The organism is Methanimicrococcus stummii, assembly GCF_032594435.1.
In the GTDB taxonomy this organism is placed as follows: Archaea; Halobacteriota; Methanosarcinia; order Methanosarcinales; family Methanosarcinaceae; genus Methanimicrococcus; species Methanimicrococcus stummii.
On sequence record NZ_CP131062.1, the window covers coordinates 1,616,633 to 1,635,549 of the forward strand.

General features: G+C 42.3%; 14 protein-coding genes. 13 read left to right on the plus strand and 1 reads right to left on the minus strand.

Features of this window, described 5'->3' with window-relative positions; translation table 11 throughout:
- Positions 1 to 550: 550 nt before the first annotated feature.
- Positions 551 to 2,185, plus strand: a complete 1,635-nt coding sequence (thsA, locus tag MmiEs2_RS07490; RefSeq protein ID WP_316559245.1) for a thermosome subunit alpha — start codon at positions 551 to 553, stop codon at positions 2,183 to 2,185.
- Between the two features lie 66 nt (positions 2,186 to 2,251).
- On the opposite strand, the gene MmiEs2_RS07495 is transcribed toward thsA, so the two are convergent.
- Positions 2,252 to 3,184, minus strand: coding sequence for an SDR family NAD(P)-dependent oxidoreductase (locus MmiEs2_RS07495; RefSeq protein WP_316559246.1), 933 nt, complete (start codon positions 3,182 to 3,184; stop codon positions 2,252 to 2,254).
- Between the two features lie 124 nt (positions 3,185 to 3,308).
- Between MmiEs2_RS07495 and MmiEs2_RS07500 the strand changes: the two genes are divergently transcribed.
- From MmiEs2_RS07500 to mnhG, 12 genes are all read left to right on the plus strand, one after another.
- Positions 3,309 to 4,190 carry a hypothetical protein gene (locus MmiEs2_RS07500; RefSeq protein ID WP_316559247.1) on the plus strand — a complete coding sequence of 294 codons (882 nt, stop codon included), beginning with the start codon at positions 3,309 to 3,311 and terminating at the stop codon, positions 4,188 to 4,190.
- On the plus strand, positions 4,191 to 7,760 hold the full coding sequence (locus tag MmiEs2_RS07505) for a glycosyltransferase (RefSeq protein ID WP_316559248.1): 3,570 nt from the start codon (positions 4,191 to 4,193) through the stop codon (positions 7,758 to 7,760).
- A gap of 6 nt (positions 7,761 to 7,766) precedes the next feature.
- Positions 7,767 to 8,342 carry a TIGR00725 family protein gene (locus tag MmiEs2_RS07510; protein ID WP_316559249.1) on the plus strand — a complete coding sequence of 192 codons (576 nt, stop codon included), beginning with the start codon at positions 7,767 to 7,769 and terminating at the stop codon, positions 8,340 to 8,342.
- 254 nt (positions 8,343 to 8,596) lie between these two features.
- Positions 8,597 to 9,097 carry an HPP family protein gene (locus MmiEs2_RS07515; protein ID WP_316559250.1) on the plus strand — a complete coding sequence of 167 codons (501 nt, stop codon included), beginning with the start codon at positions 8,597 to 8,599 and terminating at the stop codon, positions 9,095 to 9,097.
- A gap of 176 nt (positions 9,098 to 9,273) precedes the next feature.
- The gene (locus MmiEs2_RS07520; protein WP_316559251.1) at positions 9,274 to 11,763 is read left to right on the plus strand and encodes a CDC48 family AAA ATPase; all 2,490 of its coding nucleotides are present in this window, start codon (positions 9,274 to 9,276) and stop codon (positions 11,761 to 11,763) included.
- A gap of 372 nt (positions 11,764 to 12,135) precedes the next feature.
- A complete protein-coding gene (mbhE, locus tag MmiEs2_RS07525; RefSeq protein ID WP_316559252.1) occupies positions 12,136 to 14,733 on the plus strand; it encodes a hydrogen gas-evolving membrane-bound hydrogenase subunit E in 2,598 nt (865 codons plus the stop codon).
- Positions 14,730 to 15,272, plus strand: coding sequence for an MnhB domain-containing protein (locus tag MmiEs2_RS07530; RefSeq protein ID WP_316559253.1), 543 nt, complete (start codon positions 14,730 to 14,732; stop codon positions 15,270 to 15,272). The genes mbhE and MmiEs2_RS07530 overlap by 4 nt, the downstream gene beginning before the upstream one ends.
- Positions 15,269 to 15,688 (plus strand): NADH-quinone oxidoreductase subunit K, encoded by a 420-nt coding sequence (locus MmiEs2_RS07535; protein WP_316559254.1) that lies wholly within the window; start codon positions 15,269 to 15,271, stop codon positions 15,686 to 15,688. The genes MmiEs2_RS07530 and MmiEs2_RS07535 overlap by 4 nt, the downstream gene beginning before the upstream one ends.
- Positions 15,685 to 17,292: an NADH-quinone oxidoreductase subunit M gene (locus tag MmiEs2_RS07540; RefSeq protein WP_316559255.1), complete on the plus strand. Its 1,608-nt coding sequence runs from the start codon at positions 15,685 to 15,687 to the stop codon at positions 17,290 to 17,292. The genes MmiEs2_RS07535 and MmiEs2_RS07540 overlap by 4 nt, the downstream gene beginning before the upstream one ends.
- Entirely contained in the window at positions 17,289 to 17,801 is a 513-nt protein-coding gene (locus tag MmiEs2_RS07545) for a Na+/H+ antiporter subunit E (RefSeq protein ID WP_316559256.1), read from the plus strand. The genes MmiEs2_RS07540 and MmiEs2_RS07545 overlap by 4 nt, the downstream gene beginning before the upstream one ends.
- The gene (locus MmiEs2_RS07550; RefSeq protein WP_316559257.1) at positions 17,798 to 18,070 is read left to right on the plus strand and encodes a monovalent cation/H+ antiporter complex subunit F; all 273 of its coding nucleotides are present in this window, start codon (positions 17,798 to 17,800) and stop codon (positions 18,068 to 18,070) included. The genes MmiEs2_RS07545 and MmiEs2_RS07550 overlap by 4 nt, the downstream gene beginning before the upstream one ends.
- On the plus strand, positions 18,070 to 18,819 hold the full coding sequence (mnhG, locus tag MmiEs2_RS07555; protein WP_316559258.1) for a monovalent cation/H(+) antiporter subunit G: 750 nt from the start codon (positions 18,070 to 18,072) through the stop codon (positions 18,817 to 18,819). Before MmiEs2_RS07550 ends, mnhG begins: the two co-directional genes overlap by 1 nt.
- Positions 18,820 to 18,917: the final 98 nt, after the last annotated feature.

Below are 18,917 nucleotides of genomic sequence, written 5' to 3' on the forward strand. Positions count from 1 at the left end.
AACTAAGTTGGTTAAAATTTTGAAAAAATGAAAATTTAAATTAAATTTACAAGAATTTCCAATCTGAAACATCAAAAAATGAACTGAATCATTTTACGCAATAAAAGGTCGAATTTCAAACCTAATAAGTTCTCATCAGATAAAACTCTTTTTCGTCATTCCTTTATATACTTATTTGAAATCGCCGAACCGTTCCTCTTATATAGAAGTTCTATCAATTTTAAGTTGTAATTTTTCCGTGAATTGTCCGAAAACAGCGTTTCAGCATGACGTTTTCGGCGAAGGATGAACTCGTGTCGGGAGCGGCTTTAAGCCCGAGAAGCACACGTGTTCGGGAATGTCAAAGCAATTTCGGGAAAGTCCTTTCAGCTGCATTTTTCAATTCATGACAACTCGTGAACCGCGCGGCTGCGAATCATCATTTCACATCCCTTTGAAAAAGCAGGATTGAAGCTTCCTTCAAGCGGTTTTCGTGATTTGAAAGATTCTATTCGATTCAAAATCGATCATATTATAATCAATATTATATCAAAATTTAAGGAGACGTAATATGTCAGGACAACCCATTTTCATTTTAAAAGACGGTAGCAAGCGCACTCGCGGAAGAGACGCGCAGGGCAACAACATCATGGCCGCAAAAGCAGTCGCTGAAGCAGTCAGAACAACACTCGGCCCCAAAGGTATGGACAAAATGCTTGTCGATTCCATGGGCGATGTCACAATTACAAATGACGGCGCAACCATTTTGAAAGAAATGGACATCGAACACCCCGCCGCAAAAATGATCGTCGAAGTTTCCAAAACACAAGACGAAGAAGTCGGCGACGGTACAACCAGCGCCGCAGTCGTTGCAGGCGAACTCTTGAAGAAAGCAGAAGACCTTATCGACATGGACATCCACCCGACCGTCATCGCATCCGGTTACAGACTCGCAGCCGCCAAAGCTGTCGAACTCGTTCAGGGACTTGCAAAAGACGTCGACGAAACCGATGTCGAACTTTTAACAAGCATCGCGTCCACCGCCATCACCGGCAAAGGCGCAGAATCCGCAAAACCGCTTTTGGCCAAGATTTCCGTCGAAGCTGTCACCAGCGTTGTCGACGATGTCAACGGCAAGAAACAGGTTGACAGAGAGCAGATCAACGTGGTCAAGAAAGTCGGCGGCCGCATTGAAGATTCCGAACTTATCAAAGGCATGATCATTGACAAAGAGCGTGTTCACAGCAACATGCCCGAAATCGTCAAAGATGCCAAGATTCTCTTGCTCAACGAAGCCATTGAACTCAAAGACACTGAAATCGACGCTGAAATCTCAATCACCTCACCGGACCAGCTCCAGCTTTTCCTCGACCAGGAAGAAGCCATGATTAAAGCAACCGTTGACAAAGTCATCAACAGCGGTGCAACAGCTGTTTTCGTTCAGAAAGGCGTTGACGACATGGCACAGCACTTCCTTGCAAAAGCAGGTCTTTTCGTTGTCCGCCGTGTTAAAAAGAGCGACATGGAAAAACTCGCCCGCGCAACCGGCGCTGCTTTGATTTCTAACTTTGATGAAATCAGCGCAGACGACCTCGGCTACGCAGCACTCGTTGAAGAAAAGAAAGTTTCCGGCGATGCCATGATTTTCGTCACCGGCTGTGACAACCCGAAATCCGTTTCCGTTCTTCTCCGCGGCGGTACCGACCACGTCATTGACAGCATCGAAACCGCTCTCGAAGACTCACTCCGCGTTGTCGGTGTCGTCATCGAAGACAAGAAACTCGTTGCAGGCGGCGGCTCACCCGAAGTCGAGCTTTCACTCAGACTCAACGAATACGCGGCAACACTCGAAGGCAGAGAACAGCTCGCTGTCCGCGCCTACGCAGAAGCACTCGAAATCATCCCCAAGACATTGGCAGAAAACGCCGGTCTTGACCCGATTGACATGCTCATGGACCTCCGCTCCAGCCACGAGAAAGGCTTAAAAACCGCCGGTCTCGATGTCTTCAAAGGTGAAGTCGTTGACATGTGGAAAGAGTTCGTTGTCGAACCCCTCCGTGTGAAGACTCAGGTCATCAACGCAGCCACCGAATCCGCCGTCATGATTCTCAGAATCGACGACGTGATCGCGACAACCAAATCCCAGGGTGCCCCCGGAATGGACATGGGCGGCATGGACCCGGGAATGGGCATGGACATGCCTTAATTTGAAAGTTAAAAATACAAAACAAATGAAGACAGAGATTTATTCTCTGTTTTTCTTTTTTATTAATTAAATTTCTATTTTCGTTAAAGTTTTTTGAATTGCTTCTAATGAAGTGTATTCATACACCCAACCAGTTGATTTGATTTTGCGAATGTCATATTGAAATGTCGGAACATCTCCTTTCCATCCAGTTTTTCCCCCTGTAAATTTATAATCTACATTTTCCAATTTCATTTGTTGGCAGACAAGGTCAGCAATTTCTGTAACGGTTGCAAAAGATTCCGTACTTATATTGTAAAGGCTCATTCTTCCATTCATTTTTTCAGATTGCATGATGATTCCATTTATTAAATCATCAATATAGATATACTGTTTTTTTTGCTTCCCATCCCCCAGAATTGTTAATTCTTTGTTATTTTCTTTTAATTTTTTAATAAAATCGAATATAACTCCATGTGTTAATCGTGGTCCGACAACATTAGGAAATCGGAAAATGAGAATATTCATATCATTCATGTACGCATAAGCAGAAATGAGTGATTCAGAAGCAAGTTTACATGCTCCATAATATGATATCGGTTCTAATCCTCCGGTTGTTTCGCTAAGCAATGTTTCTGGCATATTTCCGTATACTGCGGAGGTCGAGGCAAAAAACATTTTTTTAACATTATTTTTTCTCATAGCTTCAAGTACGTTTTTTGTTGTCAGAAGTGTATCTTTGTAATCTATGCTCGGATCTTTATTTCCTGCTCTGATATCCGGATGAGCAGCAAGATGATAAACCATATCAATTCCGTTCATCACTTCATTTATTTGTTCTTCATCAGTAACATCGTAAGTTTTGAATTCAAATGAAGAGTTTTCAAAAAGATGAGCTATGTTTTTTTTATGTCCTGAAGATAAATTGTCTACAGCAAGAACATTCCATCCTCTTTGAATTAAAATATCGCATAAATGACTTCCAATAAATCCGGCTCCACCGGTAATTAATGCTTTCATATTATTTTCCTTATAACTTCTTTGAACTATTTGATCTCATAATTTTAAATTTATGTTCGACGATGCTTATTCAAAGGATATTAATATCTATTTTAATATTTACTCTTGAACAACAACACATTTTTTGAGGTTTATTAATGATGACAGAAAATCAATATTTCGAAAACCGCGTCGGCCCTGCCCGTTTTTCCGTCGGGGGGGGGGTAAAAAACATCCTCTGACTCAAGTTTCAAAACAAAAATTAGCGGTAATTGGTCTGGGATCCGTCGGTAAAGCAGTTAAGCATACTTTTGATTTTTTTTATGATACTGTTGATGGATATGACATCGACGGCAGAGGAAATTGGGAAAACGTCCTCCATTCTGATATTTCTTTTATATGTGTTTCGACTCCTGAATCTGAAGATGGTCATCTCGATTGTTCAAATGTTGATAATGTTCTTTGTAGATTAAGCGCTTCCGGATATTCTGGAATATGTGTTATAAAAAGTACGGTTAGTGTGGGTTTTACAGATGCATCTACTAAAAAATATTCAAATCTTCGAATTGTATACATGCCGGAATTTCTTAGAGAGAAAAGTAATTTTACATGGTTTGTAAATCCCGACAGACTTGTGATCAGTGGGGAAATTGCTGATATGGATAAAGTGATTGAACTATTTTGGTGGGTAGATGATGTTGGTGAATCAGTTCCGATTTTGAAGATGAAAAATATTGAAGCTGAAATTGGAAAATTAGCTCATAATGCCAGAATTGCAGTACTGGTTAGTTTTACAAACGAAATCGAATCGGCATGTATGGAGTATGAAGCTGATTCTGATAATGTTATGAGTGTTATACACGCAGATCGAAGAGTCAATTCAAAGGAACATCTTAAACCAAAACTTGGTGGATATGGCGGTAAATGTGTTCCCAAAGATACAAAAGAACTGATAGTATCAATGAAAAACCCAATTTTGTTGACGGCGGCAGAAGAACGAAATCGTATAACTTTGGAAAGGGATTAAATGAAACCCACTTTAGCCATTATTATTGCAACGAAAAATAGACCGGATGCTTTAGATAATGCTTTAAAATCTGTTTCAAATCAAACTATTCGTCCCGATAAAGTTGTTGTGGTTTCGGATTGTTCTGAAAATATATTCGAGAAAACTTCATTGGTCATCTCAAAACATTCCGAAAATATTAATGTTGAGTTATTTCGAAATAAAAGAACTTCAAATTTATCTGGCGCAATGAATACAGCATTAGGATTTTTATCTGAATTTTTCATTCCTGAGCAAACAATCTGTGCAATATTGGATGATGATGATGATTGGACCATCGATCATTTAGAAAAATCTCTTTCAGTTTTTAAGGATGGCAATTTCGATGTTGTTATATCCGGATTAATCAGACATGAATCTCTTGATGATCCCGGAATTCCTTTATCCATTCCTACAACTTTGACCACCCATGATTTTTTAATTGGAAATCCCCATGTTCAAGGTTCAAATCTTTTAATACGGTTATCCTCTTTTCTTGAATGTGGAGGCTTTGATGAAAATCTGTGCAGCACAACTGATCGAGATTTGTGTATCCGATTACTAAATTCAGGTTTTAATTTTGGAATAACCAATCATCATACAGTTCACCATTGGGCATTACCTGGAAAAAACAGATTGTCAGATCCTGGTTCTTCTCAAAAAAAAATCGGCCTTATTTCCTTTTATTCAAAATATCATAATATAATGACAGAAAAGGAAAAAGCGTTATTTACTCAAAGAGCTAAACAAATTTTTAAAATTGAACTCAATGAAAATTCCTGTCAAAAAATAACAAACCCATGCCAAAATGATAATGAAATAACAGGTACGGATAAGTTAAATCCTTCCGGATATACGCCACTATTAATCGGTTTTACAGCATCTTCAACTATTCTTGCATGCCGTTTGTTAGATGAGTTAGAATGTTTTTTGAAAAATTTTGATAAAGATCATTGTATAGTTTTATGTGATAATTGCCCATCTTTAAAATCAGATGAAATTTACAAGAAATATCCTTCTCTCAATTTAAAGATTTTTTCAAAGGAGAAGATTCAGTCAGATATTGACTGTGGGAGTTTCGGGGACTGTTTTAATGAGAAAAATTCAAAAAACGGTATTTCTGCAGGAAGAACAATTCTTCATCATTATCTGTATTTAAAATCAAGAGAAGTTCCCGGATGCAGTATTTGGATTTTAGACGATGATATCCGTCTTGATTTTTTTGATGAATCTGGTATGCCGATTGTTTTGACAATGAGTGATTTTCAATCTCTCATCTCTAAATTAAAACATGAAAATGCTTCTATTGGTGTTGGGAAAATAACCGGGGACGCACCACTCCCGATTCACAGTACACTTCGAACGCAGTTATTAGACATTGTTTATGAATTACGGTCAAGACTGTCAGACACACGCATTGAAAACAATTCCATGGAACAGATTTACGCAATTGGATGTGATTATTATTATGATTATTCTGAAAAACATTTTAACCATTTGGAAACTCCCGTAAATCATACATTGATTAATTTGACTGATTCTGAATTAATTCAATCAATAATTGACACAATTCATGGTAAAAGTATTACTCGACCTTTAGTTCGGACAGAGGATTTCAGTAATGGTTTAAATTCATCTTCAGGTATTCCAGTCATACCAAGGGGCGGAAACACAATTGTTTTAAATGCAGAGGTTTTGCGCGATTTTCCAAATATTTCACCACAATTTAATGGATTAAATGCAAGAAGGGGAGATACATTATGGTGTCTTTTGAATAGTCATGTGGGTGCTCATAAAGTCGTTCCTTCAATTCTTCCGGTCCGACAAGACCGTATTCCTGTCAATAAAATTCAAAAGCTTGATATATTAGCTTCTGATTTTGTCGGAAGTTCTTTAGTTAAAGCTTTGACAGATTATTATAATAATGAAATTCTGATTCACGGAAAAATCCCTCGCAGAACAAATCTCTTTTTTAATGAAGCGGATCTCAAAAAAATCATTTGTTTTTTTGAACAAAATATTGAGTTAAGATCACGAAATTTAAAAATGAATGCGTATCGGATTCGCGGATTGATTCGAGAATGTAGAAATTTGTTATTTTATCAAATGTTTTCCGATTTAGATTCCACAAAGGATGCTTTGAAAATTTTGGATGAATTAGAATCTGTCTATTCTTTAGACAATATTGAGTCCGTCATATTTTCAATGAAAACATCAGTTTCAGATGTAGAAACTTTTGTTTTAAATCTTTATCATAATACAGAATCATATAAACAAACATTACCGGAATATTTTGGACAAAAGAATATTGATTATGCCGAATCTGTTTTTCGAATGATGTTAAAGGACGAACATATTGATGATTCGGAATTAATTATTATTGGAAAAGGAAAAGAAGGAATTATTGCAAAAGCAGGTTCTTTCGTTTACAAATATTTCTTTTTTGGATCGGCAGGATTTGAAGATGGGAATCTTGAAATTATTAAAAAAATGGTTGGAAAAGAGTTCAATCATGTATGTAAACTTGATAAAATCGTTTGCTTTAAAGGTCATTTTATTCTTGTGATGGAATATGTCTATGGGGAAAAATACAAAGGAGGATATTTAGATGAAATCAGAAATATGTTGCTTGAACTCCGGAATCGCGAATTAGTATTTACTAATATTTGCCCTGGCAATTTAATAGTTAATTCCGGAAATGTGAAATTAATTGACCTTGGTAGATCTTGGATTCCTTTTTCAGAAATTGAGTTCCATAAAATGTGCATCCGTGCATACCTTACATATCGATGGCATTTTAGAGATGATTTAAAAGAGTTGATGAATAAAGCAATGACTGATGAATCTATTCCCGAACTTGCAGGATTTAATCTTTTTTTAAAATCAATGGAAAAAACATCAAAGAAAGAAATGTTAGACCCTTCGGTGATTAAACTATGCAACAATTATAAGCATATATTTGATTTCGGATGTGGCCGTGGTTCTATTGCTGAAGTTCTTGCAAAAAACGGAAAAAATGTTACAGGCTATGACATTGATGAGGCTATAATTAAGAAAAATAAACGGTTGAATCAAATTGCTGATTATATTTGGCGTGATGAATTAGAACTTTTAAAAAAATCTGAACAACATTTTGAATGTGTTATTTGTAGTCTTGTTTTATGTTGTGTTGATGATTTAGAAGCAGAAAGCGTAATAAATGATGTTCGGATGCTAACTTCCAATTCAGGAATTGCCGTCGTTGCAATATGCAACCCTTCATCTTCTTTTGTTGAGCATACTTTACTGCATAAAAAGTTAACCCTTCCGGGAGATGTCGATATTTCAAGTCATTTTGTATACCATAAAAAAACTCATGAAACAGGTAATGTGAAAACAGAATATCACAGACCTTTATCATGGTATGAAAATTTATTTCAGCAATACGGTTTTTTGATTGATTGTGTTCAGGAAATTGAATCTTTAGATCTCGAAAATTTGACACCGTCGAACGAATTTATGTTATTCAGGTTAATCCCAATCGTAAAAGAGATTGAAATTGCTGAAAGGTGAATAAAAATGAAAAAATATACTATTGCGGTTGTTGGTGATGCCTTCGTTGACCCAAATTCTGAAAAGTACGAGCTTGCTGAAAAACTTGGAAAAGCTCTTATTGATAATGGATATCGTATTGTATGCGGCGGATTAGGCGGAGTAATGGAAGCTGTTTCCAAAGGTGCTTTTCAATCTGAATATAAAGAAAAAGGGGATGTCATAGGAATACTTCCAGGGTTTGACAAAAGTTCTAACGAATATATTGATATTTCATTTTCAACAGGGTTGGATGTTATCAGAAATACGATTGTTGCAAATTCGGATGCTGTTATCGCAATTGGCGGCGGTGCAGGAACTCTTTCAGAGATGGCTTTCGCATGGACATTCCACCGACTTGTTATTGCTTATCGTATTGATGGTTGGAGCGGAAAATTGGCTGATTCTAAGATTGATGGACGCATTCGTTATCCGGACATACCCGACGACAGAGTTTATGCAGTGGATAATGAAATCGATTCCATTAATTTTTTATCAAAATTGTTGCCGAAATATTGCCGCGTTTATGATGGCATAAAACAGTCTACTCGCAATAATCAATAATAGTTATACCTTTTACTTAAGTTAGATAATTTCAAAATATTAAAACAAGACAGAGATTTATTCTCTGTTTTTCTTTTCTTTTTTTGACGTTTGCTCGCGCGCGAGCCGCCCGAATTTTTAAAATCTTCTAAATCCCAACCCGTTTTTAAATATCCGATTTGATACCGACTATCCGATTTGAAACTGTCTTCTTTTATAATATCTCATTCTGTTAATTAGTATCAAAATGAAACTACGTTATCAGGTGTGATTTTATGACTCTTCTCAAAACATTCGGTAATCAAAACAAAAAAATCCGCCTTTGTTTAATTCAAAGCACGCTTGCGGCCGGATTCGTTTCTGTTTTCTTTTTGATGATGGGACTTTTTGAGTACGGGCTGGTCGTCACTTCGTTGATTGCCAGCGTTTTCATCGTTTTTATTTTTCCGATGTCGCCTGCGGCGCAGTCTCGAAATTTAATCGGTGGACACGTCATCAGCGCAGCTGTCGGTTTTTTGTGTTTTTACGGCAACGTTTTGTTTCAGGGCGCTGAATCTGTATTTGTTTATACCGTTTTGTTCTGCGGTTTGGCGGTTTTTCTGTCAACGCTCTTGATGGCGCTGTTCGGGTTTGAACATCCGCCGGCAGCGGCGTTTGCGGCCGGATTGGTGCTGTCTTTGTCCGTTCCTGTTCTGATGTGTGTGCTCGGACTGGTTTGTGTTTTGTTGCTGGCGTTTTTTAAGAAAATTCTTTTGCCGTTTTATTGTGAGAATTGAAAATTCGGAGTGTTGACTCTTTTTTGGAAAGGATTCAAATTTGATGCCAGTTGGCACATTTTTTTAAACTTAATTTAATCTCATCAAAATCCTAACTTTTATATACTTCCGGCCATAATATTAATTGTATTTATTTATAAAAATAAACACATAAAACGAAAACGAGGTATAATGAAATGGCACAATCCATCCAACTTATTGTCCAGGAAGCCGATCGCACAGACGCCGGAAAAGGCATTGCGCGCATCGGCACGGAAGCAATGGCACGTTTGTCAGTTGAACCGGGAGATATTTTAAAAATTACCGGCAAAAAACCGGCGGCAGCAGTTGTCGCGCTTTCCAATCAAGGCTCAAACAACATCAGCATCGACGGGTACATCCGAAGAGATGCAGGTGTCGGTATCGGTGATACGGTTTCGGTTGAAAAAACAGCTCCGGCAACCGCGAATCGCTTGACAATTCAGCCGGTCGGCGAATCCATCAAATTAGACGGCAAGCAAGTCAGCGACTTCATTCATCAAAGATACGCCGGAGCGCCGCTTTACAACGGAAAAACGATTGCGCTTCCCGTTCAAGTTCAGCAGCAAAAGCAAGACCCGTTTGAAAGTTTTTTCGGCAATTCGTGGGCCGGCAGCTTTTCAAGCAGTTTTAACACGCAGTATTATGAATTTATTGTCACCGACATTGCGCCTGATGACATTGCAATTGTCGGCTCGGACACGAAAGTCAATTACAAAGATTCCGCTTACAAAGGTGAAGACGGCCCGAAAGGCAAGTCGGCCGGCAACATTCATTACGAAGATATCGGCGGTCTCGGTCGTGAACTCAATCAGGTTCGCGAAATGATTGAATATCCGCTCCGCCATCCCGAAGTTTTTGAAAAGCTCGGCATTGAGCCGCCGAAAGGCGTTTTGCTTTACGGCCCCCCGGGGACCGGCAAAACTTTGATTGCAAGAGCGGTTGCCAACGAAGTCAACGCTTACTTTGATACGATTTCCGGCCCCGAAATCATTTCCAAATATTACGGCGACAGCGAAGAAAAATTGCGCGAAATTTTCGAAAAAGCCGAAGAAAATGCGCCGGCCATCATCTTTATTGATGAAATTGATTCGATTGCGCCCAAACGCGAGGAATCCAAAGGTGAAGTCGAGCGCCGCGTTGTCGCGCAGCTTTTGGCTTTGATGGACGGTTTAAAGAGCCGTGGCGGCGTAATCGTCATCGGCGCAACCAATTTGCCCGACTCGATTGATCCGGCACTTCGCCGCGGCGGACGTTTTGACCGCGAACTTGAAATCGGTGTTCCGGACAAGGAAGGGCGTATGGAAATTCTTCAAATTCACACGCGAAACGTTCCGATGGCAGATGATGTCGATTTAAACAAAATCGCGAACGTTACACATGGTTTTGTTGGCGCGGATTTGGCGCTTGTCGTCAAAGAAGCGGCAATGCACGCGCTGCGTCGCGAATTTCCTGGTATGAATCCGGATGATGAAATTTCAAAAGAAAAACTTGAAAATTTGAAAGTTATCGTCGAAGACTTTGACGCGGCTCTTAAAATGGTTCAGCCGAGTGCGATGCGCGAAGTTTTGGTTGAAGTTCCGGATATCGGCTGGGAAAACGTCGGCGGTCTTGATTCCGTTAAGGAAGAGCTTCAGCAGGGCGTGGAATGGCCGTTGAAATACGCTTCCGTCTATCAAAAATTCGATACGAAATCACCGAAAGGATTTTTGATGTTCGGTCCACCCGGTACGGGAAAAACATTGCTTGCAAAGGCGGTGGCAAACGAATCTGAAAGCAATTTCATTTCCGTCAAAGGTCCCGAATTGATGTCGAAATGGGTCGGCGAGTCCGAAAAAGGTGTTCGCGAAATTTTCAGAAAAGCAAGATTGGCGTCTCCCTCCATCATTTTCTTTGATGAAATCGACTCCATCGTTCCGAAACGCGGCAGCTTTGAAGGCTCGTCTCACGTGACCGAAAGCGTTGTCAGCCAGTTTCTGACAGAACTTGACGGTTTGGAAGAGCTCAAAAACGTCGTCATCATCGGCGCGACCAACCGCCCGGACATGATTGATCCGGCACTGCTTCGCCCCGGCCGCTTGGAAAAACACATTTATGTGCCGCCGCCGGATGCTGCCGGCCGAAAACAGATTCTTGAAGTCTATTTAAAAGGCGTTAAGGATTTGCTTGCCGGTGATTTGGACATCGACAAACTGGTTTCAAAAACGGACGGATTTGTCGGCGCGGATTTGGAAGCCGTTGTTCGCGAGGCGAAAATGGTTTCGATTCGCGAATTTGTTCAAAAAATGGCTGGTCAAAGTGAAGAAGATATCGAATTGGCTGTCGGAAACGTCAGAATCAATCGCAAGCACTTCGATGAAGCGCTCAAACGTGTCAGACCGTCTTTGGACAAAGAAGGTTTGCTGAGGTCGGAACGCGATTCTTGGCCGTTCAGATTCAACGAAGAGGAACGGCTGACGCTTGAAAAATCGTATGAAGCGTTGCTTTCGCTGAAATACGGCAAAGAAAGCGACGAATCCAAAAACAAAATCAAAATGCTTGAAACTTTGATTCTGGCACCGAAAAAAGACTTCACCGCACTGAGAGATGCCGTCAAAGATCATCACGACAAAAAAACGACGGATGATTTTGATTACAATGTCGCGTGATTTTCACGTCAATACTCAATTTGTTTGCCGATTTTTCGGCAAACATTCTTTTTTAATTTTTTGAAAAGCAGGGTCGATATTTTTAAAATTATTGAAAAATGGTGCAGCTCGCGCGCGAAGGCGGCACGACAGCGGTTAATCGGCAGCCGCAGACAAGAAATGAATTTGATTTATTTTTCAGTTTCAATCTTTTTTATCTCGATTCTAAATTGTTTTCAAATACAGCCTCTCACATTAAAACCAAAATTTATATATTGTGAACTCGTGAGGTAAATAGGTTAATTTTAGAGTTCGAATTTTTGGTTTTTCATTAGCTTGTCTGATACTTATTTCATTTATCTTTATTTATATGAAAAACACGGTGTGATTACATTGGATCCGTTTTATTTTATTGCGCTTATCGTTTTATTGCCCTTTGTCATGACACTCGCCGTGCCGCTTGCTTATCGCATCATGAAAGAAAAAGTCGGCTGGTTCGCGGCAGCGATTGCCGCGGTCTGCTTTCTTTTGATTGCTTCCATGGTTCCGTCCGTTATGAACGGAACGAATCTCGCAGGCGCAGTGTCATGGATTCCGAGTCTTTCGGTCAATCTGGCGTTTTACGCCGACGGCCTCGCCGTTTTACTCGGTCTCATCGTCTCGTTTATCGGAATATTGATTCTGTCGTATTCCAACAAATACCTCTCCAAAGATGAAGATCTGGTTCGCTACTATCAATATCTTCTCATTTTCATGGGTTCCATGTTCGGTGTCGCGTTTTCCGACAACCTGATTCAGCTTTTCGTCTTTTGGGAACTCACAAGCATCAGCTCCTTCATGCTGATCGGCTATTACAGAAAAACCAAAGAATCCATTTACGGCGCGACAAAAGCGCTTTTAATTACAGGCGGCTGCGGTCTTTTCATGTTCATCGGTTTCATGTGTCTTTTCGCAATTACCGGCACATACGGCATTTCCGAAATGCTGACGAATCCCGAAATGCTTTCCTCAATCAAAGAAAGCCCGCTCTTCACAATCACTTTAATCTTAATTTTAATCGGCGCGTTCGCCAAATCTGCTCAAGGCCCGTTCTTCATTTGGCTGCCCAACGCCATGGAAGCACCGACGCCCGTCAGCGCTTTCCTTCACTCGGCGACAATGGTTAAAGCCGGTGTCTTTTTAGTCGCGCGCCTTCACCCGATGTTTTCGGGAACAATCGACTGGTTCGTATTGGTTGCCGGAATCGGCTTAATCACGATGATTGTCGCCGGATTTTTAGCGCTCAAACAAACCGATCTCAAAGCGATTCTCGCGTTTTCAACCATCAGTCAGCTCGCTTATCTCATGACGATGTTCGGCTTCACGACATTTTCAGAACCCGGAATCGGTGTTTCGGCGGCAGTTTTCCACCTGCTCAACCACGCGACATTTAAAGCGTGCTTGTTCCTGCTCGTCGGCATTATCGCGCACGAGCTGCACACGCGTGACATCCGCAAGATGGGCGGCCTTCGAAAAGAAATGCCGATCACATTCGTTCTCATGGTAATCGCAGCCGCGTCCATGGCCGGCATTCCGCCGCTGAACGGTTATTTGAGCAAAGAATTGTTCTACGAATCCTCCGTTCACATGGCAGAAGCGCTCGGCGGCGGAATCGCCTATCTGATTCCCGTTTTGGCGGTTCTCGGCGGCGTTTTGACTTTCGCTTACTCTTTCCGTCTCATCATCAAGGTTTTCCTCGGCAAAAGAACGGAGGACCCCGATGTTCCCAAACACGTTCACGATCCGTCCTGGGTCATGCTTGCGCCGCCGGCGATTTTAGCAGTCTTAATCGTTGCAATCGGCTTGGTTCCGACGCCGTTTATCGACGCGCTGGTTCAACCGGCAATTAACGCGATTTTGCCCGGCGCAGAGCATCTTCACGTCGCTTTGTGGCACGGCTTCACACCGGCATTCATCATGACGCTGATTACATTCGCGCTTGGCGCGCTGCTTTACACGCAATACGATAAAGTCGCGGCGTGGGAAAACAAATTCAATGAAAAGCATCCCAAAATCAGTTTGAATTACATTTACAACACGTTGGTGGACAATGCTTACAAATTCGGTGCAACGTTTGGAAAAATGCTTCAGAAAGGATCGCCGCGCCGTTATGTCGGAATCATGCTGGCGTTCATCATTTTCATGGTCGCAATTCCGCTCGGATTCGCATTTGTAACAGGGCAGCCGATCTTTTCAAAAGAGTTGATTTTCAAAATCGCGGCATCGGAAATGATTCTCTTCGTTTTGATTGTTTTAGCCGCGTGGGGCGCGTCCGTTCTGCCGAGATATGTTCCGATGATTTTAGCGTCTTCCGCGCTCGGATTTTTCGTCTCGCTGCTTTACGCTTATTTGAAAGCGCCCGACCTTGCGATGACGCAGCTTTGCGTTGAAACGCTCTCAACAATCATCTTCTTGCTTGTGATTATGAAGCTTCGGACAAAAGAAGCGATCCGCCCCGAAACCAACAAAGTCAGGCTCAGAAACGCACTGGTCGCGCTTTGCTGCGCCGGCGCGCTTTTCTTCTTACTGATGGGCGCGGACTTGTTCCCGGCATTCGAATCTTTCTCCCACTATTTCATGGACAAAGGCGTCGAATTAACCGGCGGCAGAAACATTGTCAATGTGATTGTAGTCGATTTCAGAGGCTACGATACAATCGGTGAAATTTCCGTTTTGGCAATCGCGGCGCTTGCGATTTATAATTTAATCAGCAGCCGCACGAAAAAAGGAAAAACAACTGCGAACGCATCTGCCGAAACCGTCCCCGGCAATTTTGTTCCGAGCTGCCCGATTCCGGGCGCGCCTGTCGGCGGCAACCAGGTTTTGGGACATGTTTCTTGCGATGATGTCATCATTGACGAAAACAACGGCAGTCCGTCCATCATGGTTGAAGAAAAATCGGTTAATCGTCATTTAGAAACCGAATCTGATGACCCGGAGGTGAAAAAATGAGCACGATTATCGCAAAAACAATCTCAAGAGCCGTCCTTATCGTGGCAATGCTCTTCTCAATTTATTTGCTTCTCAATGGCGGAAATTTCCCGGGCGGCGGCTTCGTCGGCGGCGTTTTATTCGTCTGCGCGATTGCGCTGGTGTATGTCACCTACGGCATGAAATACATCAATAATCGACTGAAGCCGAACTGGTTGTCCTGGGCGGCTTACGGTTTGCTTTTCGCCTCCATTACGGCGATTGCACCGATGCTTGTCGGTCACAACTATTTCAGAAGCGCTTTCGATCACTACCATTTGGAACTGTTCGGGATTCATATCGGAACGATTGAGCTTCTCTCGTCTATGTTTTTTGACATCGGTGTTTACTTTACCGTTATCGGCGCTTTGCTTTTCATCTTGACAAACATCGCGTCTGACAAAACGCAGGAAACGGAAGAAACCGGTCCCGATCACGCGGACATGCTCGGCGAGGGTGAAGAATACAGTTTAAAACCCAAAGCGCCGGCTCAAACAGAAACCATGGAGGATTTAAAATGACCGAAGTATTTACCGCGCTTACGATTTCATTGGTTTTCGGCATCGGCGTTTATATGATCCTTCGCCGCGACATCATGAAAATCGCAGTCGGTTTCAGTTTAATCAGTCACTCGATTAATTTAACGATCGTGACGTCCGGCGTTTTTAGGGGAACACTTGTTCCGATTATAACGGAAACCATCAACGAACACGCCGGTTTCATCTTTACCGATGACTTTTCAAACGGCATTCTCGCGCCGATTATCACCGGATTTACGGAAAACAATTCATTCGTTGACCCGCTGACGCAAGCGCTTGTTTTGACGGCAATCGTTATCAGTTTCGCGACAACCGCGATTTTGCTGACACTTGCTTACCGCATCAGCGAAGAATACGGGACAACCGACGTTGACGAACTCAGGAGGCTTCACGGATGATTTCTTTACTTTCTTGGATTGAGGCTTTCGTTCTCAATAATATTGTTATGCTTCCGATTGCAATCGGCCTTTTAATGGCGCCGATTATGCTGCTTTTAAGGGATCGCCCGAAAGCGCAAAAAATAACGGCAATCGCGGTTTCGCTTCTCTTGCTCGTGCTTGCGGTGATTCTGTTTTGGACCGTTTACCAAAACGGCATTCAAGTTTACGACATCGGCGAATTCGGCAAATACGGCATCGTTTTAGTCGGCGATATGCTTTCTGCGCTGCTCGTTTTGCTGACCGCGTTTATCGGATTGCTCGTCCTGATTTATTCGTTTGATTACATCGAAAAAACCTCGCTTTCCGCCAGCTACTACCCGCTTTATTTCCTGATGCTTGCCGGCATTTTCGGCATTTTCTTAACCGGCGATTTGTTCAACCTTTTCGTCTTCTTTGAAATTATGTTCTTATCGTCCACCGGTTTGATTATGGCAAACGAAGCGCTCAGCGTGACCGATTCGGCGCACAAGCTGGAAGCGACATACAAATACATGGCGCTCGGCATGCTCGGCTCGTTCATGATGCTGGTTGCAATCGTTTCCATTTACGCGGTTGTCGGCTCATTGAACATGGCGGACATTGCGGCGAAAATTCAAATCATCGCCGAGACAGGAACGATTCCGTGGGTGATTATCGCGGCGGCGCTTCTTTTCATTGTTGTTTTCGGCAACAAAGCAGCGCTTGTTCCGCTCCACTTCTGGCTTCCGGATGTCCACCCGACAGCGCCGACACCGATTTCGGCAATGCTCAGCGGTATCTTAATCAAAGTCGGCGCATATTGTATTTTGCGTGTTTTGTTCTTGGTTTTGTACCCGACAAAAGACTTCTTCCTGCCGGTTCTCATGTTTTTCGCGCTGCTGACAATTGCGGTCGGCGCGATTTCGGCGATGGGACAAACGGATCTCAAACGCGTTTTGGCATACTCAAGCGTGTCGCAGATCGGTTACGTTTTGCTCGGCATTTCGCTCGGCACGACCGCTGCGATTGCCGCCGCCATTATGTATTTGGTAAACCACGCGTTGGCAAAATCAATGCTTTTCCTGACGGCAGGCGGAATCATTCATGAAACCCATACGCGCGATTTGAGAAAAATGGGCGGATTGATTACGGTTCTTCCGCTGTTCTCAATGGCGTTTTTAATCGGCGCGATGTCGATTGCAGGCTTCCCACCGGCCGGCGGATTCATTTCAAAGTTCGCTTTGTTCCAATCCATGGTCAGCGGCGCGTTTTGGCTGCCTCTTCTCATCGCCGTTTTGATGGCTGTCATCACCATTTTCTACATGTTCAGAACGTGGATTGCCATTTTCTGGGGCGAAAACAAAGGCCGCTTAAAAGAAGCCGAAACGGAAGAAGACGTTCCGATTCCGGCCGGTCCCGACAACGGGCACAAGAAACACAAAATTTCTTTTGAAATCGTTTTCCCGATTGTCGTGCTTTGCGCCGCCGTCATTCTTTTGGGTATTTACCCTGAACCGCTTTACGAAATTTCAAACATAATTGCAACACAACTTCTTGATCCGACGGAATATATCACAACCGTTCTTGGAGGTGCTCCGAGATGATTCGAATAATGAAATACACAATTTACCTGCTGCTCGGCTTTGTCTGGATTCTTTTAAGCGGCAGCTTCACCATCGGCAGCTACCTGCTCGGCGTTTTCTTCTCGATACTGATTCTTTATCCGTTTAGAGATATGTTTACGTTTACCGATTCGGGCGGCGATGTGATTCGCAAAATTCCGGCAAAAATCAAATACGTTTGCGTTTTGTTCTTTGAAATCGGCAAAGCAAACGTTTTCATGGCGTACAAAATCCTCCAGCCGAAGCTGGATATTCGCCCGGGAATCATCGCTTATCCGTTTACAACGTCAAGAAGCATTTCAACAACGCTGTTGGCAAACACGATTTCGCTGACGCCAGGAACGCTGATTATGGACGTTCATGTCAAAAACAAGTCGCTGAAAGGCCCGGGCATTTTCTATGTTCATTCGATTTTCATTGAAAGCCCGAAAGAAGTTCGCGATTCCATTCACGAAGACTTGGAAACGGTTGTTCTGGAGGCTTTCGAATGATTGAATTCGGACTTGTCACGAGCATCGCGCTCGTCGTTGCGACCTGCGCTTTGTTTTTGGCGGTTTATCGTTTGTTTGTCGGCCCGACAATCATGGACAGAGTCGCATCGGTTGATGCCATCGGCAACACGCTTGTTGTGATTTTCGCGATTTACGCGTTTTCGCAAGATTCTCAATTCTTAATCGACATTGCGATTTTGCTTGCGCTTATTTCGTTCATCGGCACGCTTGCGCTGGCCAAATACATTGACAAAGGGGAGGTGTTCTGATGGCGATGGAATTTTTGGCAGGCATTGATTTTGCGACGATTCGCCTTTATCTCAGCTACGCTTGTCTTTTGTTCGGTGTCTTTGACGTTTTGGTCGGCATGATCGGCCTCATTCGTCTTCCGGACATTTACAACAGACTGCACGCGACGACAAAAATCGCGACAACCGGTGCGTTTTTCGTTTTGCTCAGCATTTTGATTCAAGACGGTTTCACGGCTTTCGGTTTAAAATCAATCGCAATCGGTATTTTCCTTTTGATGACGGCGCCGGTTGCGGGTCACGTGATTGCGCGCGCGGCGTACAACATCGGCATCATGCCGTGCGATCAGACGCTTTTTGACGCTTACAGCGGCAAACGGCAAGACGATTATTGCGACGATTACGATTTCCACGAAGGTTCTTACGTCTATTTGGATATCGAAAGAAGAGAGAAAGATCACATTCATTCGGATCATTATGAAGAGCATTTAAGCGAACAGTTTGTCGGAGAATTGTCGGTTTTGGCGCACGATGTCAACGATCACACGCCCGATACGTTTGTTGCCGGCGACGACGATGACGACGAAGAACTGATTACCGGCTCGGAATCCGTTGAAAAAACCGCGCCCGTTTTCGAACAATTTGAACACGATGAAAAAATGCATGAAAATAATGAAAATCCGGACGATTCTGAAACGACAGGGGACGATTCTGAAATGGCAGATGAAAGCTCTGAAACAACAGAATCCGAAGAAAAGAAAGATGAATAATTCATCTTTCTTTTCCGTTATTTTTTTGATTTAATCTTTTTTTAATTTTGATTTTTAATTTTAGTTTTTATTTTAATTTTGATTATTTTTTGTTTAAT